The organism is Asticcacaulis sp. YBE204 (assembly GCF_000495855.1).
Taxonomy (GTDB): Bacteria; Pseudomonadota; Alphaproteobacteria; order Caulobacterales; family Caulobacteraceae; genus Asticcacaulis.
Genome location: NZ_AWGF01000015.1, coordinates 1 through 23,252, shown reverse-complemented (window position 1 = coordinate 23,252; position 23,252 = coordinate 1). Strand labels below are relative to the sequence as shown.

Here is a 23,252-nt window from a genome sequence, read left to right as displayed (position 1 = left end):
CCCGTTGCATGCGGCGGACCACCGGTTAGTAAAGTCGTCTTAAATTAAGCTTGCAGGCCGGAAATCTTGAGCGCCGACCAGCCGAGGTGCCAGGCCAGCACCGATTCCGCGCCCTGATTTTCATTAACACCGTGCGGCGTCAGGCCGTCGTAGCAGCCGCCGTCGTCGGTGATCAGGCTCAGGCCATGGTCGTTTTGCCCAAGGAACCAGCCGTAGGCCTTGTGCGCTTCGGCGGTCCAGCGCGCGTCACCGGTCAGGCGCGCCGCCGTCAGGCAGGCCTCCAGCGTCGCCTGCGCTTCCAGCGCCTGCTGATCGAACAGGGGATGGGTCTGGGCCGGGGTATCGGGATTGGTGTCGAACCATTTGGTCGGGATCGGTCGCAGGTGACCGTCCGCCGTTTGCTTGTCCATCAGCCAGCCGAGCGCCGACAGGGCATCGGTTTTCATCTGGATATCGTTCAGGACATGACCGGCGATCAGCAAGCCTTCGGGCAAACGGGCATTGTCGTAGGACAGGGCCGTTTCGAACCAGCTATGTCCGTCGGTGCCATCCTCGTTTCTGGCCCAGTCGCGATAGGCACCGTGCAGTTGGGCGGCGAGCTCCGCGATCAGAGTCTTCACCTGCGCGGGCTCACCGACGTGACCGAGCGCACCGTCCAGCGCCCGCAACACCACGGCGCGCGAGCGGTTGGATTGCCAGTCACCGACGTGCGGCAGGACGCGCTGCGCCAGTTCCTTGGCCCACAGTTTCAGATCGGCGGGCAGGTCCGAACGGACGACCTCGATCAGAGATTCGAAGCTGCGGGCGCAGCAATCGTCGGAGCCGCCCTCGTCCAGCCATTGGCGGGAAAACGACATGAAATTGCGGAAGCGCCCCCCATTCCACGCATGGTTCATAAATCCGGCATATCGGTAGGCGCGGTCGATCTGACGGTCGTCCAGCGGGATCAGCTTCGACTGCCGCGCCATCAGCATCAGGGCGCGGGCATTGTCATCGGCGCAGTAGCCGTGCGCGCGGTCGGGCAGGCGATACCGCCCGTGCTGCGCCATACCGCAATCGTCGGACAGACGCTCGACGGCGCGCCACGACGGGGCGGGACAGAGCGTGAAAACCGGCGTGGGAACCTGCGCTTCGGGCCGCTCCAGATCAGCCTCGGCGCGGCGGATATAGCTGGCGGCAACCGCGCTCCAGCGCGACGGCAGGGCATATTCGTAAGCCTTGGCCGACATGGCGGCGCGCGCCTGATCGTCGGTCAAAAGGTCGCTGATCGCCGAGGCGAACGCGCGCGAATCGCGGAACGGGCAAACCACCCCCACGCCATTGGCCAGAGCCTCGACCGCATGCCAGTAGGGCGCGGACACGACCGGCTTACCGACCGCCAGAGCATAGCTCAGCGTACCTGACGTGATCTGGGTTTCGGTCAGGTATGGCGTCACATAGACGTCGGTCGCCTGAAGAATGTCGATCAAATCGTCGTCGGAAATGAAGCTGTTGACGAAGCGGATATGATCCTCGACGCCGAGTTCGGCGGCCATTTTTTTCAGGCGGTCGCGATAGGCCTCACCTTCGTTGATGATCAGGTTCGGGTGCGTCGCACCGACCACGAGATAGACGACGTCCGGACAGGCCTTGCTGATATCCGGCAGGGCTTCGATGATCGTCTCGATGCCCTTGTTCGGCGACAGCAGGCCGAAAGTCGTCAGGACGCGATGACCGGCGACGTCGAGGCCGGGTTTGAAGACCTCGGGCGAACTATAGGGACGCGCGGGCGCGCCATGCGGAATGACGGCAATCTGCGCGTCCGGCACGCCGTAGACGCGCTTGAGGATGTCGGCGCCTTTGTGCGCCATGGTGATCAGGGTCGAGGATCGGCGGATCAGCGCCTCCATCACCCGGCGCTGCTCGTCGTTCGGGTTTTCCAGCACCGTGTGCAGGGTGGTGACGACGGGCATGGTGACGCGTTCCAGACAGGCCAGCAGATGCGCGCCCGCCGGACCGCCATAGATGCCGAACTCATGCTGCACGAACAGGGCCTGCGTCCCGGCGGCGTTAAGGTCGTCGGCCAGCTTTACATAGGCGGAAATGTCGTCCTGCGGGATATGTTTCGTCACCTCGGCGGGATAGTCGTAAGGGCCGGCGTGGTCGTCCATAGCGATGACGTCGAAGCGCGCCTGCGGCAGGGCCGTGTGCAGGCAGCGATAGATATCACGGGTGAAGGTGGCCAGACCGCACTGACGCGGCGGAAAATTGCCGATGACCGCAACGCGCTTAAGCCGGGTCGAGGCCACGGCGGGGGACTGGGTTAAAATCTGGCTCAGGTCGGAAACCTCGGTTTCGACGGCAAAGCTTTTGTCCTGAAGCATGACGAATCCTTTGGGCGAACCCTTCGAATGAAAATTTGCGCCTGCGTTCCGGAACCGGTCTTATGTTACCGATAAGAAGCGTCTGAAAATAAGAGTCGCAAAGAAAAATAAGCGTCGCTGATTATCCGGAAGCAGAATGTCACTTTGCAGCCATCGCGTATAAAGAAGCAGTGGGGAATGGGGTGCATTGCAATAAATGCCGTAACGAAAGCGTCATAATCGGCCTGATCGGCGACCTGCACGTATCCTTACCGTATTTGTGTGCCAATCCCCCCTGTTCAGGGGTATTGGCGGGTGGGGGTCTATGCGCTTATGCTGGCCGTAACGTAGATATGGGTGTCTTTCGGGGAGGCAGGCTTCACGCATGCGCAAAATTACCAAAATTCTGGGTTTAGGCGTGGCCGTCGCCATGCCCTTGATGTCGCCGCTGACGACACTGGCACAACCGGCGTTCAAAACCGGCCTCGACGCCCTGCCGCCCGAAGAATACGCACAGGAGCCCGCCGCACCGCGCGCCCGTTCCGCCGTGCTGTTGTCAAAGGCCGACCTGACGCCCTATTTCCCCAATCCCGGCGATCAGGGGATGATGGGCTCGTGCTCTGGCTGGGCGGTGTCCTACGGCGCGCGCTCCTATTATCTGGCCGGCGAAACCAAGAAGAAGCCCACCACCACCGACGAAATCTCCAGCCCCGGCTTCGTCTTCAACCAGTCGTCGTCGCGCCCGAACATCAAGGGCGATCAATGTGGCGGCGCGACCTTCCGCGGCGCGCTCAACGTGCTGGTCAATGTCGGCTCGACCTCGTGGACCTACTGGCCCTATACCGACACCACCTGCATGCCGAACGTGCCGTCGAACGACGCGCTGGCCGTGTCGTCGCGCTGGAAAATCCCCGGCTACGATGCCTTCACGACCGAAAACATCAAGACGCTCGATTCGTACCGTGAGCGCCTTGAACGCGGCCATCCGGTCATTGTCGGCCTGACCATCAATACCGACGAATGGTTCCGCATGCCGAAGGGCAACTATACCTACACGCTGGGGGCGACCTCGCTGATGGCGGGCGGCAAGCACGGCTATCACGCCATGGTCGTCATCGCCTATGACGACGACCGCGTCGCCGCCAATGGCGATAAGGGCGCGTTCAAGCTGATCAATTCGTGGAGCCGCGACTGGGGCGACGGCGGCTATGTGTGGATTTCCTACGAAGCCTTCAAGGCGATGGTCAAGGAAGCCTATGTCATGACCGGCATGGCCACGCCGCTCAATCCGCGCAACGACGCCGGTCCGGCACCGCAACCGCAACCCACGCCGACGCCGACGCCGACGCCGCAGCCCAATCCGGCGCCGGTGGATATCTATCCGCAACTGACCCAGATCGTCGGCGGTTTCCGCACCGGGGAACTGCGGCTTGAGAAGCTCGGCAACGGCTACCGCATCACCGGCCACGGCTGCGTCGACGAGGTCCGCCGTCTGCGCAAGCAACTGAGCCCCTATCTCGGCCGCCTGATGATCAATGTCGAGGAAACGCCCTGGCCGGCGTGCGAAATCCGCGGCCTGATGAAAACCGCCATCGCCCGCGGCGGCGTGCAGGTCAGCGTGACCAATCTAGAAGCCGGGGCGGTCACCGCCGAACGCGGCGTCGAGGTATCGCTGGCCGAACAGAACGTCGAATCGACGCCGATCCTGAAAAAGGGCGACCGCTTCAAGATCGACGTGACGACCACCGCCGCCGCGCCCTATGTGCAGGTCTTCTATCTTCAGGCCGATCAGTCGGCGAAGGAAATCTATCGCGGCAAGGTGTCGCCGAATGCGGCGGGTCTCTATCATATGTCAATCGGTTCGGACGGTTCGCCGCTGCGCCTCAAGGCCTCGCCGCCCTACGGCATCGAAGCCGTGCTGGTGCTGGCCTCGACCCAGCCGGTCAGCGAGAAGATCATCGCCATGAATGCCTCGGAAGTGTCCTTTATGGACCGTCTGCGCGGCGACCTGTCGAATGACACCAACGCCAATGCCGATATCCGGGCGGCCATCACCCAGGTCGAGGTGCAGGACACCGTCGCACCGGGTACCAGCTGGCTGGTCACCGCCGCCGAAGTTCAGAGTTTCAACGCGTCCGGCGTCGAGGACCTCTCCAACGACGCACCGGGTACGGGCCTGATGAACGCCATCGGCGATCCCAAGGGCCCGAAAATCACCGTCCTGAGCCCGAAGCTCGACGGCGCGATCAACGGCAAGATGGCGATCAAGGCGACCTTTGCCGCCCCGGCCGACGCCAAGGTCCGCCCGGAAACCGTGCGCGTCCGCTACAAGACGCCGGTGGGCTGGTTCGACGTGACCGACCGGGTGCGCAAGGAAGCGCAGGTCTCCGCCGCTGGGATCACCGCCGCGCCGATGGACATCCCCAACGGCAAGCACCTCATCCGCGTCTCGGTCTTCGACGACAAGGGCCGCGAAGCCATCGTCGAGATCGCGGTCACGGCGGGGCAATAGTCCGCTCATACATGGACAGGCGGTGCGAGTCGGGTCGCACCGCCTGTTTTTTTTGTGTTACAGCTGGTAGCGGGATAAGGGTAACGGGGTTCAGATGCGAGTTTTAGCGGCGTTTATCGCCATGTGCCTGATGATGTGCGGGGCCGCCACGCAGGCCGAAACGCGTCTGGCGCTGGTCATTGATCAGGTCGGCTATTCCGGCAATCTGTCCCCCCTTCCCGGTGCGCGTCAGGAGGCCGATCAGGTCGTGGGCTCGCTGCAAAAAACCGGCTTTCAGATCACCCGCGTCCATTCGGCCACCCGCCCGCAACTCGATACAGCCTTTCGCGATTTCCGCCGTCAGGTCAGTGCCAATCCCGGCGCGGTCGTCTTCATCTACTATACCGGCCACGGCATTCGCGATGCGGGCTCCGATACCAACGACAACTACCTGTTGGGCGTCGAGGCCGATATTTCCGTCGCTTCCGACCTGACCGCCTATGGCGTCCAGCTTCAGAACCTGACCCAGCAATTCTCCCAGACCGGTGCGTCGGTCGTGATCTTCGTCCTCGACGCCTGCCGCACCACGCCGACTCTGGGCAAGGCCGGGACCAAGGGACTGGCACCGGTGTCGGCGGCGGCCAATACGCTGGTCGCCTATTCCACCGGTGCGGGCGATGTGGCCGATGTCGGCGTCTATGCCCCCGTACTGGCCGAAGAAATGCTCAAGCCGGGGCAGGACGTCATTCAGCTGTTCAGCAATGTGCAGAAGAAGGTCGCGGCAAAGACCAGCCGCAAGCAACTGCCGTGGTCGAACAATCTGATCTACAGCGATATCTGTCTGGTTTCATGTCAGGGTGAGCAAATGGCAGGACCCTTGCCTGTCGATGCACAAAAGGCCTATGAGGACGGACGCAAAGCCGAAACGGCCGGTGATTACGGCGCGGCCCTGACCTTTTACGAACAGGGCTGCACCGCCGGAAATATGAGGGGGTGCTATAATCTGGCCAGCCTGTATTTCAAGGGTACCGGCGTCGCACAGAACAAGGCGCTTGCCTTTTCACTCTATCAGAAATCATGCGACGGCGCCTTTGGCGTGGCCTGCCGGTTTCTGGGTTTCAGTTATCAGGACGGCACGAATCTACCCAAGGATTATACCCGCGCTTTCGCCTTGCTCGAAAAAGGGTGCAATCTGAAAGATCAGGATTCCTGCGCTCACCTTGCCTATCAATATATGTTTGGGTTAGGTGTGCCGAAAGATGATGCCAGGGCCTATGCTCTATATGATAGTGCCTGCAAAACCGGAGTCATGTACGCCTGCGAGAATCAGGGCCGTATGCACGAATGGGGATCGGGCCTGCCTAAGGATATGATCAAAGCTCGAAGCCTTTACCAATATGCCTGTGACCGGAAATATCCGTCAGCCTGCGTCGCTCTGGCCCTGACATATGGTGATACCCCCGGACTGACCGACAGGGAAAAGACTGAGTTTCCCGTCGCCCGCAAAGTCGCTTTGCAAAAAGGCTGTGATCTCGGATATCCAGTGGCCTGTGATGGCTTGAGAAAATAATGCCGCCCCTGACATCGCCTGCTTCATGAAAAATGCTGTTAGGCGCACGCGGTCCTCTGGCGTAAATGTCAGGCCTGTAATAGGGTGAACGCCGGTATGTGAGCACGGGAACGAGTCCGTGGCGAAAATGCCGTTCTGATTGTTTCAAAAGTTGTTTTTATGCGGGCGGCCGATCCAAAAATCGGTTGCAGCGGCGTTGCGTACCCCTGAATCGGGGTGCTGATGCGTGACCGAATATGTTTAATTGCACCGGGTTAGCAGGCGGGTTGGGCGTATATCGCCCACAGGGGATGTCATGAGAGTTCTGTTCGCGATTTTAGCCGCTGTTGTGATGATGGCGGGCGGTTTTTCCAAAGCCGAGGCGCAGGCGCGTCTGGCGCTGGTCATCGATCAGACGGCCTACACCAAGCTGACCCCCTTGCCCGGCACCGAAAAAGAAGCCGGGTTGGTCGCCGACTCGCTGACCAAGGTCGGCTTCAAGGTCACCCGCGTCCATAACGCCAACAAATCCCAGCTCGATACCGCCTTCACCAATTTCCGCCGCGCTCTGGCCGCCTCGCCCGACGCCATCGGCTTCATCTACTATACCGGCCACGGCACCCGCGACCCGTCCGACGAAGGCGGCGACAACTACCTGCTCGGCGTCGAGGCCGATCTTCAGGTCGAGGCCGATCTGGAAGCTTACGGGGTAAAACTCGGCTCCCTCACCGCGCAGTTTTCGCGCACCAATGCCCGTGCGGTGATCATCGTCGCCGACGCCTGCCGCAACACGCCCTCCTTCGGCAAGGCCGGGACCAAGGGCCTTGTCGCCGTCGCCGCCGAATCCAACACCCTGATCGCCTTTTCGACCGACCTCGGCGACGTGGCCGATGTCGGGGTCTACGCGCCCGTGCTGGCCGAACAGATCGTCCGTCCCGGTCAGGACATCACCCAGGTCTTCGGCGCCGTTCAGATCGAGGTGTCCAAGCGCACCGGCAAGAAGCAACGCCCGTGGTCCAACAACCGTATCTACGACCGCATCTGCCTCGTCTCGTGCGAGGTCGCGCCGCCGCCGCCCTTGCCGCAGCCGGACAAGCCGTCCGCGTGGGAGGTCGAAAAGACTGTCTGGTCGATGGCGCGCGACTGTACCGACTATCAGGCCTATCTGGCCGACTATCCGGCGGGTGCCTTCGCCAGTCAGGCCAAGGCGCGTCTGAGCGCGTCGGGCTGCCAGACGCAAAAACCCCCGGCGCCGTCACCCAATCCGCAGCAGGACGACTATAATTCGCAACAGGCGGCCAAGGATTACGACGACGGCCTGAAAGCCTACACCAACGGCAACTTCACCTCGGCCCGCGGCCTGTTTGAAAAGGCCTGTAACGGCGGCTCGATGAAGGGCTGTAACTATCTCGGCTTCATGTACGATCAGGGCAGCGGGGTCGCGCAGGATTACAGCCGCGCCGCCAGCCTGTACAAAAAGGCCTGCGACGGCAACTTCTCGCTCGGCTGCTCGAACCTCGGCAGCTTCTACGAGAACGGCTTCGGCGTGACCCAGAGCTATAGCCAGGCGCGCGTCTATTACGAGAAGGGCTGCAACACCGGCGACGGCATGGGCTGTTCGGGCCTCGGCTGGCTCTATGAGCAGGGCAAGGACGTGACGGTTGACGCGGCCAAGGCACGCACGCTCTACGACACCGCCTGTACGCGCCTCTATGCTCAGGCCTGTTTCAACCTCGGTTACCTGTATGAAAAGGGTCGCGGCGGCGCGGTCGATTTCGGAAAGGCGCTCAGCTTCTACAAGAAGGCCTGCGACAACGCCTATGCGCTGGGCTGCAACAATCTGGCCGTCCTTTATGAGAACGGCACAGGCGTCGCCAAGGATCTCACCGCCGCGCTTCCGCTCTACGACAAGGCCTGTACCAACAAGGAAAGCATCGGCTGCTCGAACGTCGCCCGCCTCTATTATAACGGCTTCGGCGTCGCCAAGAACCTGAGCACGGCGCGGACCTATTATCAGAAGGCCTGCGACCTCGGCGACACCGCCAGCTGCGAACAGGTCAAGAGCCTGTCGCAGGTGACCCCGCCGCCGCCGGTCGACAATTCGCCCGCCGCCATGGGCAAGGTCTATGACGACGGCGTCACCGCCTACAACAACCGCGACTACACGACCGCTGTCCGCCTGTTCGATCAGGCCTGTAACGGTCGCGAATACCGGGGCTGTACCTATAACGGCTACCTGTACGAGCGGGGCCTGGGCGTCAGCATGGACTACACCAAGGCCAATGCCTACTACACCAAGGCCTGCACCGGCGGGAACTCGACGGGCTGCAACAACCTGGCCATCGCCTATGAAAACGGCCGCGGCGTGACGCAGGACTATGTTCAGGCGCGCACCCTCTACACCAAGTCCTGTTCGCTGGACGAAATGGCCGGCTGCTTCGGCATCGGCTACCTGCTCGATAACGGCAAGGGTGGTGCCCGCGACTATGTTCAGGCGCGCACCTACTACGATCAGGCCTGCACCGGCGGCAGCATGCTGGGCTGTAACAATCTCGGCGTGATGTTCGAAAACGGCAAGGGCGTGGCGGTCGATCTGGCCCGCGCACGCACCCTTTATGAGAAGGGCTGCACCGGCGACAACATGGTGTCGTGCAACAATTTCGGCATCATGCTGGAAAACGGCAAGGGCGGCGCGATGGACAACGTCAAGGCCCGTCAGATCTACGAAAAGGCCTGTACCGGTCAGAACTATTCGGGCTGCGACAATGCCGGCGGCCTGTGGCGCGAAGGCAAGGGCGGGGTTCAGGACTTCGGCAAGGCCCTGACCTTCCATACCCGCGCCTGCGACAACGGCACCTTCTCCGGCTGTACCAATGCCGGGTGGATGTACGAAATGGGCAAGGGGACGGCGGTCGACATGACCAAGGCCCGCGCCCTCTACGAAAAGGGCTGCAACGGCGGCAACAGCATCGCTTGCAACAATCTCGGCATCATGATGGAAAACGGCAAGGGCGGGTCTATGGACAACGTCAAGGCCCGTCAGATCTATGAAAAGTCTTGCTCGGACAACAATTACGGCGCCTGCGACAATGCCGGGAACATGTGGCGCGACGGCAAGGGCACGGTCATGAACTACGACACGGCCCTCGTCTATTACCAGAAGTCGTGCAACGGCAATTTCGGCACAGGCTGCACCAATCTCGGCGTGTTCTACGAGATGGGCCGCGGCACGGCGGTCGACTTCGTCAAGGCGCGTCAGTTCTATGAAAAGGCCTGCAACAACAACGAATCGATCGGCTGCTTCAATCTGGCCCGTCTCTACGCCAACGGATCGGGCGGCGCGGTCGATGCGGTCAAGGCTCGCGAAACCTACAAAAAGTCGTGCGACCGCGGCTATCAGGCGGCCTGCGCCTACGCGAAGGAGTAGGCGATGCGCAAGACGATCGCTCTCTTGCCGATCATCGGCTTCGCCCTGACGGTCGCCTTTGCCGCCGACGCGCCCGACGCCTTTGCCCGCGCCTCGACCCCGCCGCCGAGCACCAAGGTCGTCGGCGGGCGTCTGGCCCAGGCCGAACAATGGCCAGGCTTTGCCGCCATCGCGCTGGAAACGCCCAAGCAGACCGCGGTCTTCTGCGGCGGCAGCATGATCGGCCCGCGCCACGTCCTGACGGCGGCGCACTGCCTTGAGGAGTTTTCCCCCGAACTGGCGGCCAAGTGCAAGAAATCGACCATGCCGATGGGCCTGATGCGCATCTTTCCCGGCCTGACCGACCTGCGCAACGCCACCCGCGCCAGTGCCTACCGCGTGGTCAGGCTCACCGTGCATCCCGGGGCGCACTGTTCGGACGAACTGGCCAGCAAGGTGCCGACCTACGACAACGATATCGCCATTATCGAGATCGACCGCGACTGGACGGGGCCTGTCGTGGCCCTGTCCGGCGTCGCCGCCAACGACCCCGATGCGGGGCTGGTGGGCGTAGCCGGTCTGGGGACGACCGAGTCCGAAATGACCGTCGCCGAAAAAGGCCGCGACGGCATGCTGATCGCCGCGCGCTCGAACCAGTTGCTAGAGGTCCATATGCCGGTCGTTTCGACCGCCGACTGCGTGCGCGGTCGGGGGGCAGCGGGTGGCGGCATCGTGGCGCAGAACCAGATCTGCGCCGGGTGGATGTCGCCCTCGCCCGCCAGCGCTATCGGCGATTCGTGCGGCGGCGATTCCGGCGGGCCGCTGATGGCCTATGACGGCAACCACCGCCCCTATCAGGTCGGTCTGGTCAGCTGGGGCCCGACGCCCTGCGGTCAGGTCGGCAAGCCCGGTGTCTATACCCGCGTATCGCGCTTCCTGCCGTGGATCAAAACGGTGGCGGGCAGCGTCAATATCGCCCAGCCGCTCGACAAGCAGACCGAGGCCCCGACCGAACCGCAGGGCTTTGCCGAACTGGAGCTGATGCTGGCCCCGGCCAAGGGCCGCATCCAGATCGATATCTGCACCGATGCTGACAGCACCAAGACCTGCGGTCTGCGCGACCTGACCGAGGGGACCATTATCGTCCTCAAGGTTTCCAGTCCCATGAGCGGGCGGCTGGTCCTCATCGACCGCAACGCCGACTTCATGGTGACTCAGCTCTATCCCAACGATTTCGATTCGACGGCGGCCAAGGGCGGCATCACCGCCAATACGCCGGTCTTTTTCCCCGATCGCAGCTATGGGTTTCGCATTCAGGCGCAAAAGCCCTACGGCAAGTCGAAGCTGATGGCGATCCTGTTGCCGCCCGGCGCCAATCTCGATGCCTTCGTCGCCTCGCAAAAGACCCTGACCAAGGGCGTCGATGTATCCTACGCTCCCGGCTGGGAAGACGGCGAAAACAGTTTGGGCCAATATGCGGGCAATCTGGCCAACGAGATTTCCAAGCAGATGGCGGCAACCAAGGCCGGCAAGGAGCTCAAGGGCTGGGGGCTGGCAACCATCGAGTATACGGTTAAAAAGCCTTGAGAGCAGAGCGGCTTTAAGTAGATTGAGCTCCCTCCTCCCTACGTAGTGGGAAGGTGGCAGCAAGCCGTAAGGCTATGCTGACGGAGGGGTATAACGCCAAGCTGTTCAATGCGCTGGATTTTCGGAGTCGTGCCCCTCCGTCATTTGCTACGCAAATGCCACCTCCCCACTACGTAGGGAGGAGGGAGCGAAACAAACTCATTCCGATCTGAACCCTTCGACGTTTTCGGTGGTGACCGGCGTGCCGGTGACGGTTTTCACGCGCACGTTTTTTAGCGTCACGTTCTTCACCGGCTGCTCACGCTCCGCCTTGAGGTAGGCGATGCTCTTAGCTTCACCCACCTCGATATTCGACACGTGCAGGCCCTCGATCGGCGTCAGCTTGCGCACATAGGTCGGCATCAGGGTGCGCCACTGATAAAGCACATCGGTTTCGACCGCGATCACGCTGCCCGCGATCTTCGTGGCCGAAACGTTCGACATGTGGATGTTTTTCACATAGCCGCCGCGCCGCTCGTTGGTTTTCACATAGAGCAGGTTCATGATCGGCACGGCGTGACCGTCCGCGCCCTTGCCGTCGCCGATGAAGTGGCAATTGTCGACGAAGACGTTCTCGATGCCGCCCGACAGCTCGCTGCCGACCGCCATGAGCTGGTGCCCGTTCCTGATCCGGCAATTGCGCATGACGACATTCTTCGTCGGCGTATTGAGCCGCCACGCGTCCATGTCGCGGCCCGACTTGACCGAGATGGCGTCGTCGCCCTGATCGAAGACGCAATCCTCGATCAGCACGTTCTGGCTCATTTCCGGATCGACGCCATCATTGTTGTGGCCGTGGGCGCGGACCTTGATGCGGCGGATGACGACATCACGGCAGAGCAGCGGGTGGATGCACCAGAAGGGGCTGTCTTCGAGCGAAAAGTCTTCCAGCAGCACGTTCTTGCAGCGATTGAACTGGACGAAATGCGGACGCAGGTGGTTCTCCCCGGCGACCATCTGACGTTCACTGACCGGCACATTTTTATAAGCCATATTGTAGAGCGCCACCAGCGCGTCCATGTGCGGCTTCGGCCGCGCGTACCACAGCCTCCACACATCGAGTCTGGCTTTGAGCTTGCCTTCGCCGGTGATCGCCACGTTCTCGCACTCGAAAGCATAGACGAGCGGCGAGTAGTTGAAGCACTCGATGCCTTCCCACGAGGTCTGGACCGGCGGCAGGTAATCCTCGGGCTTTTCCGAAAAGAGCAGGGTCGCGCCCTTTGAGAGGTGCAGATTGACGTGACTTTTCAGGTGGACCTTGCCCGTCGGCCACGTGCCTTCGGGGACGACAACAACACCCTGCCCCGCCGTATGGGCCGCGTCGATGGCCCTGGCGATAGCGGCGGAGGTGGCAGCCTGATCGTCCTGACGCGCCCCGAAATCGGTGATCAGGAAGCGTTTGGCCGAGGCGAAGTCCGGCACCGTGATCGACGGCATGTCGAAGGGGGCAGTGGCGCTTACCGTTTTGCGTTTTGCGAGCGGGATACCGGCACAGGCGCTTGTCCCCAGAATGGGCACGGCAAAACCGGCATAAAGCACCGAACGGCGGGAAAAGGTCATTGGGCGGTCTCCAGCACCGGGGCTTGCATCAGCCCGGACGGCAAGGGTTTGAGATTATCCATGTTCTGCGGCTGGAAGCGGTCGCCGTACTTGGCCCTGAGCGCCGTATAGTCCGTCGCCGGACGTCCGGCCAGGGTATTTACCGCCGTATTGGCCACGCGGATTTCGATGCGGTTGTCTCCCGCTTTCAGGAACGGTTTGAGGTCGATTTCATAGGGTGCCGTCCACACCGCCCCCGCGCGTTGGCCGTTGACGAAGACCTCCGCAGCGTCGCGCACCGGCGCGTTCAGCCACGCGCGGCTGCCGTTGCGACGACCATTGGGGATGGTTTCGGGCGTGCCGTCGCCGAAATCGAGCCGCGTCAGGCCCGCCGCAAGGTCGGCCTTATTGAGTTTAATCGTGCGGCTATAGGTCGCCACGCCGGAAAAATGCTGGCGCGCCGGATCGTTGGTCCACGAGCCGAAGGCGGCGACGGGTTTGGTCGATGTGCCGAAGCTTAGGGTCCAGCCGCTGACGAGGGGGCGCGATGGTGCTTTGGCGGTAACGACCGGTGTCAGTTTCGCCGAAGCGGCGGCGCCGAAGACGAAGACCCGCGACTCGTACGGGGCCAGCGTGACCGGCGCACCGTCCCACGCGCGCACCGTGCCATCGACGGCGTTCCACACCTGACCGGTATTGCCCGCGCTGAACGTCAGCGGCAGGGTGACCGGCGTGTTGCCGGTATTGGCGACGAAATAGAGGTCGCCGTCGGCCAGCTTGCGATGGACGAAACCCGTCTCCGGCGTCAGGCCCGTGACATCGGGCGCGGCAATGGTTTTGAGCGTGGCACCCACATCGTTTTCGGCGACAATCGTGCCTTTGAACAGGCGGGCGCTGATAGCCTTAACCGCCGCCGTATCGGCCTCGGCCTCGATCAGGTCCGCCCCGCTGTCGGGCAGACGGTCCACGGCGACGACCCAGCCGCCCGCCTTGGCGAAGGCTTCTATCTTCGCATAGGCCGCCGGATCGATGCGCGTCATCTTCGGCAGGATCAGCACTTTCGCCTTGAAACCCTTGGCCGACAGGGCCTCATCATCGACATAGTCGAACGCGAACCCGGCATCGAGAATCTGCGCGGTCGGGCCCTTGGTGATGTATTTCCCGGCTTCGCCGTCGACCGACACCGTGCCCGGTTTCGACGCCGCCAGCGCATCGTCCTGCGGGATATAGACGGCGATGTCGGCGACGGGCTGCCCCTGTTGCAGCAGCCAGCTCATGCGCTGGAGATAGAGATTGACCTCCGGCATGACCGTCCACCACGGATTGTGGTCGTTGAACACGGCGGCGGCGTACATGGCCCAGCCGGGCTCAGGCGCTTCCGGCGGCGAATAGGGCCAGCCGTGAGCGATGAAGTGGTTGACGCCTTGCAGCATCAGGGTATCGGCCTCGGCCTTGATGTCGAGCGGCGTCGCCTGAAACGCGCCCTGATGCAGCCAGGTCCAGGCTTCGGCGCTCGTCACGGATTTTTCATACAGGTGGTTGGCGGAACTCGCCCAGCGCATACGCGAAAAGATGCGCCAGTCAGCCCCCTCGCCATCAGCCAAATCGACGCGTCGCATCGACGACAGGGTCACCGGCGGGTGGCCATAGGTTTGCGAGCGGAACCGCGTGCCGTTCCGCTTCGCCCAGTCGTTGACCGGCGTCAGGTAGCGTTCCTCGGTCAGTTCGGCCAGCGTCAGGCCCCAGTCGCGGCGGATGGCGGCGCTGTCGGGCGTGGTGTCGAACCATTTGAGCAAATGGGGTTTCAGATCGTAGCCCCGGCGCTTTTTGAACTCGGCCAGCAGGTCGTCGGTCCAGTCGGTGCCATAGGCTTCGAGGCTGTCCGAGAAGACGGCATAGGGCTTCGCGTCCGGAAACGCCGTCAGCAGGCGGTCGCCCACCGCGTGCAGGTGCGTCTGCACGGCGTCGGGGCTCATATGGTCGAGGACGTAACCTTCGGACCCGACCGAGGCACGCTTGACCTGTTGACCGGTAGGGCTTTGCAGGACGACAAAGACCGTGCGCGCGGCAGGTGCAGCCTTGACGGTGACCTTGCCCGCCGTTGGTTCGACGAGAACGGCATCCGCCGCCGAAGTACCGACAAAGGCGGCCACCACGCGCTCGCCCGGTTTCAGCGTAGGCAGATCGACCGCCGTTGCAGAGGCCGCCAGCGGCAGCTTGACCAGCGCCACACGGGCCGCCGCAAGGTCTGCCGTGATGTGTGGCCCACCGAACGGCCAGCCGGACCCCAGCGTCACATCGACGCGCAAACCTTCGGCGCGCCCCGTCTCATTAGCCCGTTTCAGCGCCGCCAGATGCTGGTCGGACAGATAGGGCTGATTGCCGTCCAGTTCCAACGGATAGAGCGCCGCCAGTTCGAAACCGCCGAACCCGCCCTGCTTCATGGCCTTGATTTCGCGCACGATCTCGGCATCGCTGACCTTCGGGCCGAACCACCACCAGCGCACCATCGGTCGCGCTTCGGCAGGCGGTGCCGCAAATCCGTCGGCCACGGTGTCGGCCTGCGCCGGTCCCCACAGGGCCGCAACGGCCAGAGACGTGGTCAACAACAGGCGCAAGGATTGGGTGGCAGGTCGTGGCATCGTGTTTCCTCTTTTTATATGGGATGACGGCGATCTTGGTGTCGCTCTTCCATCAACGTTGGCGCCCGGTAAATCCGTTCAACGACACCTTATGACACCGGTATCATTTTTACAGACTTAAGCGCTGCCGCAACCGATTAATTATCACATAAATGAGGGGTGGCAAGCCGGAAAGCGCGTTTAGCCCTTAAGGTCCTGCGCGAAGGCGAGCATGGCGGTGCGTTGCGGCACGGACAATTCGTCCATATCGAAGCTTTCACCGCGCGCGATAGCGCGGATCATAACGTGGGTCAGGGCCGAGGACAGCGACCAGTTCCAGTAACGCAACACGGTCTGCGCCCGGTCGACCGCCAGCATGTCGTAGGCCAGCAATACACGCGCCAGATCGGGATGGGTGTCGCCGTCCTTTTCCGCCGGGCGTCTCAGCGCCTTCCACAGGTTGCGCAGATCGGCCTTTTTCAAGCCCGTTGCCTTGCATAACACGGCCAGGCCTTCGCCGCCCCGGTCGCGCAGGATCTTGGCGCCCGTCGATGGTTTAAGGCCCGACATGTAGGAAATCTCTTCCGCCGTGTGGCGCGTCATGCCCCGCGTGGCGGCTTCCTTCAAGGCAGTCTCCAGGCTCTCGTAGGGGCTTTTCTTGATCGCCTCGCGGTTACGTTGCCGGCGTTCGATGAATTGCAGCGCCTTGCGCGACAGGGCGTCGTTCCAGCCTTCTTTTGCCGCCATCGCAAATACATCGGCGGCGGCGTCCTGCATCACTTCGCGGTTGACGGCGAAACGGCTGAGGATCGTGCGGCGAACATCCGAATCCGACCACCAGAACATGACATAGGCCGAGCTGGGGCGCAGTTCGAGGCGCTTGATGATCAGCGGCACCAGATGCAAGGCGTTCTGGCTCATCGCCACGGCGGCTTCGATCGCGGCCTGCGACAGGGTCGATTGCCGGTTTTTCAGCAGATATTCGACCGCTTCGAGGTCGCCCGTATCAGCGATGGCTTCGCAGATGACCGGGCCGATGGCCTTGCGCTGGGCCAACAGGCGGTGATGGAGCGGCGTACCATTGCGCACGCAATAGAGCAGGTCGGTATCGGCCAGCGAGTCGCAATCCTCGATCAGACAACGAGCGATCTCAGGTTCGTCGGTGATCAGCAACCGGACCAGCGAATGGGGGACTTCGTTCAGACGGCTGAGGCGGCGCGACACCTTGAGGCGCTCGCCCTTCTGGGCTTCGCGCAGCATTTCGACCAGCAGATCGGCAGTCACGGCGCGCTCGAACGCGTTGACGCGCGTTTCGGGCAGGCACACCACGTCGGACAGGCGTTTCAGCAGGGTTTGACGGGCGGGAAAGACCAGTTCGGCGGCTTCATCGATACCGTCGAGGTCCGGAGCGTCGTCGCTCTCGGGCAGGATCGGTTCGGGTGCAGCACTGGCGGTCATGCCTGCAATATAGACAGAGACGTGTTAAAAAAGAATATCCCCCTGAATGCGCGAGGGATTCATAAAGCACCTCCCCTGAAACGAAGTTCGGCGAAGCCAAATCAGGGGAGGGTCTTAAAAAATTACAGCCCGTCGAACAGAGCCGTGGACAGATACCGTTCCGCAAAGCTCGGAATGATCGCCACGATCGTCTTGCCCGCATATTCGTCCAGCGCCGCCAGACGGAAGGCCGCCTCAAGCGCCGCGCCCGACGAAATGCCGACCGGCAGGCCTTCAAGCTGCGCCGACTTGCGCGCGGTGGCAAAGGCCTGATCGTTCGACACCTTCTCGACGCGGTCGATGACGCCCTTGTCCAGAATGCCCGGCACGAAGCCCGCGCCGATGCCCTGAATCTTGTGCGGACCGGGTTCGCCGCCCGACAGGACCGGCGAGGCTTCCGGCTCGACGGCGACGATCTCGACCGAGGCCTTTTTTGCCTTAAGCACCTGCCCGATGCCGGTGATCGAACCGCCGGTGCCGACGCCTGAAATCAGCACGTCGACGGCACCCGCCGTGTCGTTCCAGATTTCCTCGGCCGTCGAAATACGGTGGATCTCAGGGTTGGCCGCGTTTTCGAACTGTTGAGGAATCACCGCGCCCGGCGTGGCCGCAGCCAGTTCGGTGGCGCGGTTGACCGCCCCGCGCATGCCCTTTTCCGCCGGGGTCAGTTCCAGACGCGCGCCCAGCAGTGCCAGCATCTTGCGACGTTCCAGCGACATCGATTCCGGCATGACGAGGATCAGTTCGTAACCCTTCGACGCGGCGACGAAGGCGAGCGCGATGCCGGTATTGCCGGAGGTCGGCTCGATGATCACACCGCCGGGCTTCAACTGACCCGACGCTTCGAGCGCCTCGATCATCGCCACGCCGATGCGGTCCTTGACCGACGACAGAGGGTTGAAGAATTCGAGCTTGGCCAGCACCGTGGCCTTGGCACCGTATTCGGCCGACAGGCGCGGCAGCTTGACCAGCGGCGTGTCGCCGATGGTGTCGAGGATCGACTCGAACACCTTGCCGCGACCCTTGCGGGCATAGCGCGACGTCGAAGCGGCGGGTAAGGAGTCAGGCATGAAAGGACCTCCACAATTGGTCTTTTATTCGGCTGTATATTATACTGACGCCCGCAAAGACGCCGTATCGTGAATGTGGTGCGGTACGCTTGTTACTACAAATACCCGGCAATGAAAGAGCGCTAACCCTTTCGTGATCGGCATTTCCCGTGATTAATCCGAGCGCCAAATGCCTCGGAACTATCCCCGAAACAGGAAATTTCAGCGAATATAGCCTTTGGGGAGTTTCCTGATAAGGCAAATCACCTCACACATGGCGTTAGCCGTACTGATCAAGAGAGACCCCGCTATGGACGATTTATCGCTGGCCACCGCCGCGCCTGACACTTCCGCCGAGGCCGCCGACACGCCCATGACCCAAAGCGCCCTGCCCAATCCCTACGATCTGGCGACGCAACTGGTCGGCAAGCTGTGCCACGATTTTATCTCGCCGACCGGCGCGATCATTTCCGGTCTCGACCTGCTCAGCGACCCGTCGGCTCAGGATATGCGCGACGACGCGATCAACCTGATCCAGGCTTCGGCCAACAAGATGGTGACGCTGGTCCACTTCGCCCGCGTGGCCTTTGGCGCGGCCAGTTCCGCCGAAGCCTTTTCGGCGAAGGAACTGAACAAGACCCTGTCGGACGTCTTTTCGACCATGCGCGCCAATCTGGAGTTTCAGATCGACGACTCCATCGTGTTTGAAAAGCCCGCCGCCCGCGCCCTGATGAACCTCGGCTATATCGCGGGCAACGCCCTGCCGACCGGCGGTATCGCCACCCTGACGCGCGAAGAGACGGACGATGCGATCATCCTGAAATCCGAGTCTAAGGGCAACCGTGCGCGTCTCAAGCCCGAAGCCATCGAAGGTCTGGCGGGCAAGCCGCTGTCTGAAGGCCTGACCGGCCAATGGATTCAGCCGTTCTGGCTCTACAGCGTCGCCAAGGAAGCCGGTGGATCGCTGGAGGTCACCGCCGAACCCGATCATCTGTCGATCACGATCACCTTGCCGAAAATCGCCTGATCGGCGCTTAAAACCGCGTTACGCTTTTTTGCGCAAAAGGGTCAAAATTCAGCTTTCGGTAACCTTCTGAAAACACTCCCTTAACCAAACCCAGTGAATATAGCCCGTTACAAGGCCCGCCCTGCGTCCGTTTTCCGACGGCTTACGGCGGCACCAATTGCGTTTGACGGGGTATGCTGTGGACGATCTTATCGCCGAATTTTTGACCGAGACTGCCGAAAGCCTTGAGGTGGTCGATAGCGAACTGGTCAAGTTCGAGGCCAATCCGAACGAGCGCAAGACGCTCGACAATATTTTCCGCCTCGTCCACACGGTCAAGGGCACCTGCGGCTTTCTCGGCCTCGGTCGCCTCGAAGCCGTCGCCCACGCCGGTGAGACCCTGCTGGGCCGCTTCCGCGATGGCAAGCTTGAGGTCAATGCCGATGCCGTGACCCTGGTCCTGCACTCGATCGACCGCATCAAGATGATCCTGGCCGGACTGGAAACCACCGGTCTTGAGCCCGACGGCGACGACCACGACCTGATCTCGCAACTGGAAGCCATGGCCGAGGGTCGCGAAGTCGCCATCGACACGGTTCAGGCCGTTTCGGTCCCCGACCGCCCCATCGCCTCAGATGTTGCCGAAGCCGCCCTGGTCGAGGTCAAGGCCGAAGTCGCCCGCACCCTGCGCCCCGGTGAAGTGTCCGAAGAAGAGCTGGAAGCCGCCTTCCTCGCCGCCGAAGCCCCCGACTGGATGTCCGAACCCGATCCTACACCGGCGCCTGTTATCGAGGCGCCCAAGCCCGCCCCGGTCGCCGCGCCCATCGTGGAAACCGTCGCCACCGACCTCTCGACCTCGCTCAGCGCCCTGTCGGCCATTGCCGGCGGCGAAGACGGCACGGGCATCGCCACCACACAGTCGATCCGCGTCTCGGTCGATGTGCTCGAAGGCCTGATGACGCTCGTCTCGGAAATGGTCCTGACACGCAACCAACTTCTGCAAATTTCGCGCAACCGCGAAGACTCGGCCTTCGCCACCCCGCTGCAACGCCTGTCGACCCTGACCGGCGAGCTTCAGGACAGCGTGATGAAGACCCGCATGCAGCCGATCGGCGCGGCGTGGAAGAAGCTGCCGCGTCTGGTGCGCGACCTCAGCCACGAACTGGGCAAGAAGATCGACCTCGTCATGGAAGGCGAAGGCACGGAACTTGATAGACAAGTTCTGGAACTGATCCGCGACCCCCTCACCCACATGGTGCGCAACTCCGCCGACCACGGCCTTGAGCCGACGCAGGAACGTATCGACCTCGGCAAGCCCGCCAACGGCACCGTCAAGCTATCGGCCTTCCACGAAGGCGGCTATATCGTCATCCGCATCTCGGATAACGGTCGCGGCCTGAACACCGCCCGCATCCGTGAAAAAATCGTCGAAAAGGCGCTGGCGACCCGTGCCGAAATCGACGGTATGAACGATCAGCAGGTCCACCGCTTCATCTTCGCGCCGGGCTTCTCGACCGCCGCCAAGGTCACCAACCTGTCGGGCCGCGGCGTCGGCATGGACGTGGTGCGCACCAATATCGAACAGATCGGCGGCCAGATCGACCTGAACTCGGTCCAGGGTCAGGGCACGACCTTCACCATCAAGATTCCGCTGACTCTGGCCATCGTTTCGGCCCTGATCGTCGGGGCGGGCGGCCAGAAATTCGCCGTGCCGCAGACCGCCGTCATGGAACTGGTCCGCACCGGGGCCAACGCCGAACACAAGATCGAAAAGATCGAGCAATCCCTCGTCCTGCGTCTGCGCAACAAGCTGCTGCCGCTGGTCCAGCTGGGGCCGACGCTGCAACTGGAAGCCGCCACGCAGGAAGACCCGACCTTCGTCATGGTCATTCAGGTCGGCGAACGCCGCTACGGCCTCGTCGTCAACGACGTGCTGGACACCGAGGAAATCGTCGTCAAGCCGCTGGCCTCGATCCTGCGCGACGTCGATGTCTTCTCGGGTGCGACCATCCTCGGCGACGGTTCTGTGGTCCTGATCCTCGACCCGAACGCCATGTCGGAGCGCGCCGGGAACATGCTGGAAGAAAAAGCCGCCGAAGAAAGCGAAGAGACCCACGTCGATGCCCAAGGGCAACGCGTCGCCATGCTGCTGTTCAAGGCCGGCGGCGGCACGCCGAAGGCCGTCGAGCTTGAGCACATCACGCGCCTCGAACACATCGAATCGTCGCAGATCGAGATCATGGAGGGCCGCGCCGCCCTGCAATATCGCGGCAAGCTGATGCCGATCCTGACCGTCAGCGGCCACTATCACGACCTGCTGGCCGCCCGCGAACAGGAAGGCCATATCCAGCCGCTCCTCGTCTTTACCGGCGAAGGCTATGCCATGGGGCTGGCCGTCGATGAGATCGTCGATGTCGTCGAAGACCGCCTGTCGATCGAGCTGTCCGCCGACCGTCCGGGCGTCCGCGGCACCGCCGTCGTCGCCGGTCGCGCCTGCGAAATCCTCGACGTCGATCACTACCAGCTGCGCGGTCTGGCCGAACACGCCCGCCGCCAGCACCACGGCCACGCCGTTGTCGAAACCGAAGCCGCTTAATTTGTCACCTCATGTGTATCCGAAAAGTGCCCTCCACTTTTCGGCATGAGGTTCTGAGGGATAGAACATGAGTATCCGTGATTACGTTACCCTGCGCGTCGGCGGTCAGTTGTTCGGTGTCGATGCCGCCCGCGTCCACGACGTCTTCCACCCGCGCGGACTGACGCCCGTGCCGCTGTCGCGCCCGGAAATCGCCGGGGTGCTGAACCTGCGGGGCCGCATCGTCACCGCCGTGTGCGCGAGACGCCGTCTTGGCCTCGCCCCGCGCGAAGCCGACGCGCCCGAACCTCTGGCCATCGGCCTCGAAGTCCACGGCGACAGCTACGGCCTCGTCATCGATTCGGTCGACGAAGTGCTGAAACTGGACGACGAAAAGTTCCACTCGCCGCCGGGCAACCTGCCGCCGCGCTGGGCCGAAGTGATCGTCGGCGTCTGCCAGCTGGAGAAGGAACTGCTCATCGTTCTGGACCCGCACACCCTTCTCGACGCGGCGCATCTTAAAGCCGCGTAATAGCGTAACTAAGCGTTTCACTAGGAAACCTGCTCATGAAAACCTGCCTCGTCGTCGACGACAGCCGCGTGATCCGCAAGGTCGCCCGCCGCATTCTGGAAAACCTGCAATTCGAGGTGCTTGAGGCCGCCGATGGTCTTGAGGCCCTGAACGCCTGCAAGACCGCGATGCCCAACGCCATCCTGCTCGACTGGAACATGCCGGTCATGGACGGCATCACCTTCCTGCGTCAGTTGCGCAAGGAAGAGGGCGGCAAGGCCCCGGTCGTCGTGTTCTGTACGACCGAAAACGACCTGTCGCACATCACCGAGGCCCTGACCGAAGGCGCGTCGGAATACATCATGAAGCCTTTCGACGGTGAAATTCTGGAAGCGAAGTTCTCCGAAGTCGGCCTGATTTAGTAAGCGTTAAGAGTACCCATGTCTATCAATCCCCATCCTGCTGCTTCGCTTCGCCCGATCCGGGTGATGATCGTCGACGACTCCGCCGTGGTGCGGGGCCTCGTCACGCGCTGGATCGAGGCCGAAAGCGACATGGTGCTGCTGGGGTCGGCGACCGACGGGGCCAAGGGCATCGAAAAGGTCAAGGAACTCCAGCCCGACGTGATGATCCTCGACATCGAAATGCCGAATATGAGCGGCATCGAGGCCCTCCCCAAGATTCTCGCCGCCCGCCCCGGTCTCAAGATCCTGATGGCCTCGACCCTGACGACGCGCGGCGCGGCGGTGACCATGCGCGCGCTGGAACTGGGCGCGGCGGATTATGTCGCCAAGCCGGATTCCTCGCGCATCGGCGGCGCCGACGGCTATCGTACCGAACTGCTGGCCAAGGTCCGCGCCCTATGCGGCCGCATCCGTCACTGGCCGGGCCAAGCGCCTGAAAACAAGCCCGCAGCCCCGCCGGTTCGACTGTATCCGGTCAATCCCTCGACGCCCGCCCCGGCGCCCGTAGCGCGCCCCGTGAGCCCCACGCCGCATCTGGGTCACGTCGCCGCGCCGACGCGCGTGCGCACCCCTGGG

The 23,252-nt window shown here is 62.5% G+C and carries 14 protein-coding genes; 9 read left to right on the top strand and 5 right to left on the bottom strand.

Going from position 1 to position 23,252, the window contains the following annotated elements; genetic code table 11:
* Positions 1-44: 44 nt before the first annotated feature.
* Positions 45-2,363: a glycosyltransferase family 4 protein gene (locus AEYBE204_RS36380; RefSeq protein ID WP_023463573.1), complete on the bottom strand. Its 2,319-nt coding sequence runs from the start codon at positions 2,361-2,363 to the stop codon at positions 45-47.
* A 364-nt stretch (positions 2,364-2,727) separates the two neighbouring features.
* On the opposite strand from AEYBE204_RS36380, the gene AEYBE204_RS36375 reads away from it, so the two are divergent.
* The 4 genes from AEYBE204_RS36375 (at position 2,728) to AEYBE204_RS36365 (ending at position 11,375) form a co-directional block, all read left to right on the top strand.
* On the top strand, positions 2,728-4,854 hold the full coding sequence (locus AEYBE204_RS36375) for a C1 family peptidase (protein ID WP_023463572.1): 2,127 nt from the start codon (positions 2,728-2,730) through the stop codon (positions 4,852-4,854).
* A 94-nt stretch (positions 4,855-4,948) separates the two neighbouring features.
* On the top strand, positions 4,949-6,403 hold the full coding sequence (locus tag AEYBE204_RS39700; RefSeq protein ID WP_081724741.1) for a caspase family protein: 1,455 nt from the start codon (positions 4,949-4,951) through the stop codon (positions 6,401-6,403).
* A 295-nt stretch (positions 6,404-6,698) separates the two neighbouring features.
* The gene (locus tag AEYBE204_RS36370; protein ID WP_031231374.1) at positions 6,699-9,809 is read left to right on the top strand and encodes a caspase family protein; all 3,111 of its coding nucleotides are present in this window, start codon (positions 6,699-6,701) and stop codon (positions 9,807-9,809) included.
* 3 nt (positions 9,810-9,812) lie between these two features.
* Positions 9,813-11,375 carry a trypsin-like serine protease gene (locus tag AEYBE204_RS36365; protein WP_023463569.1) on the top strand — a complete coding sequence of 521 codons (1,563 nt, stop codon included), beginning with the start codon at positions 9,813-9,815 and terminating at the stop codon, positions 11,373-11,375.
* A 198-nt stretch (positions 11,376-11,573) separates the two neighbouring features.
* Here AEYBE204_RS36365 and AEYBE204_RS36360 read toward each other — a convergent pair whose 3' ends face one another.
* The 4 genes from AEYBE204_RS36360 to cysK form a co-directional block, all read right to left on the bottom strand.
* Entirely contained in the window at positions 11,574-12,974 is a 1,401-nt protein-coding gene (locus AEYBE204_RS36360) for a glycoside hydrolase family 28 protein (protein WP_023463568.1), read from the bottom strand.
* A complete protein-coding gene (locus AEYBE204_RS36355; RefSeq protein WP_031231371.1) occupies positions 12,971-15,595 on the bottom strand; it encodes a glycosyl hydrolase in 2,625 nt (874 codons plus the stop codon). Before AEYBE204_RS36355 ends, AEYBE204_RS36360 begins: the two co-directional genes overlap by 4 nt.
* A gap of 180 nt (positions 15,596-15,775) precedes the next feature.
* Positions 15,776-17,032, bottom strand: a complete 1,257-nt coding sequence (locus AEYBE204_RS36350) for a DUF2336 domain-containing protein (protein WP_023463566.1) — start codon at positions 17,030-17,032, stop codon at positions 15,776-15,778.
* A gap of 122 nt (positions 17,033-17,154) precedes the next feature.
* Positions 17,155-18,141, bottom strand: a complete 987-nt coding sequence (gene cysK / locus AEYBE204_RS36345) for a cysteine synthase A (RefSeq protein ID WP_023463565.1) — start codon at positions 18,139-18,141, stop codon at positions 17,155-17,157.
* Between the two features lie 289 nt (positions 18,142-18,430).
* On the opposite strand from cysK, the gene chpT reads away from it, so the two are divergent.
* The 5 genes from chpT to AEYBE204_RS36320 all read left to right on the top strand — a co-directional run.
* Positions 18,431-19,147: a histidine phosphotransferase ChpT gene (chpT, locus tag AEYBE204_RS36340; protein WP_023463564.1), complete on the top strand. Its 717-nt coding sequence runs from the start codon at positions 18,431-18,433 to the stop codon at positions 19,145-19,147.
* A gap of 178 nt (positions 19,148-19,325) precedes the next feature.
* The gene (locus tag AEYBE204_RS36335) at positions 19,326-21,722 is read left to right on the top strand and encodes a chemotaxis protein CheA (protein WP_023463563.1); all 2,397 of its coding nucleotides are present in this window, start codon (positions 19,326-19,328) and stop codon (positions 21,720-21,722) included.
* Between the two features lie 67 nt (positions 21,723-21,789).
* Positions 21,790-22,233 (top strand): chemotaxis protein CheW, encoded by a 444-nt coding sequence (locus AEYBE204_RS36330; RefSeq protein ID WP_023463562.1) that lies wholly within the window; start codon positions 21,790-21,792, stop codon positions 22,231-22,233.
* A 35-nt stretch (positions 22,234-22,268) separates the two neighbouring features.
* On the top strand, positions 22,269-22,634 hold the full coding sequence (locus AEYBE204_RS36325) for a PleD family two-component system response regulator (RefSeq protein WP_023463561.1): 366 nt from the start codon (positions 22,269-22,271) through the stop codon (positions 22,632-22,634).
* A gap of 18 nt (positions 22,635-22,652) precedes the next feature.
* The coding region (locus AEYBE204_RS36320; RefSeq protein ID WP_031231367.1) for a response regulator at positions 22,653-23,252 on the top strand (600 nt) is incomplete at its 3' end.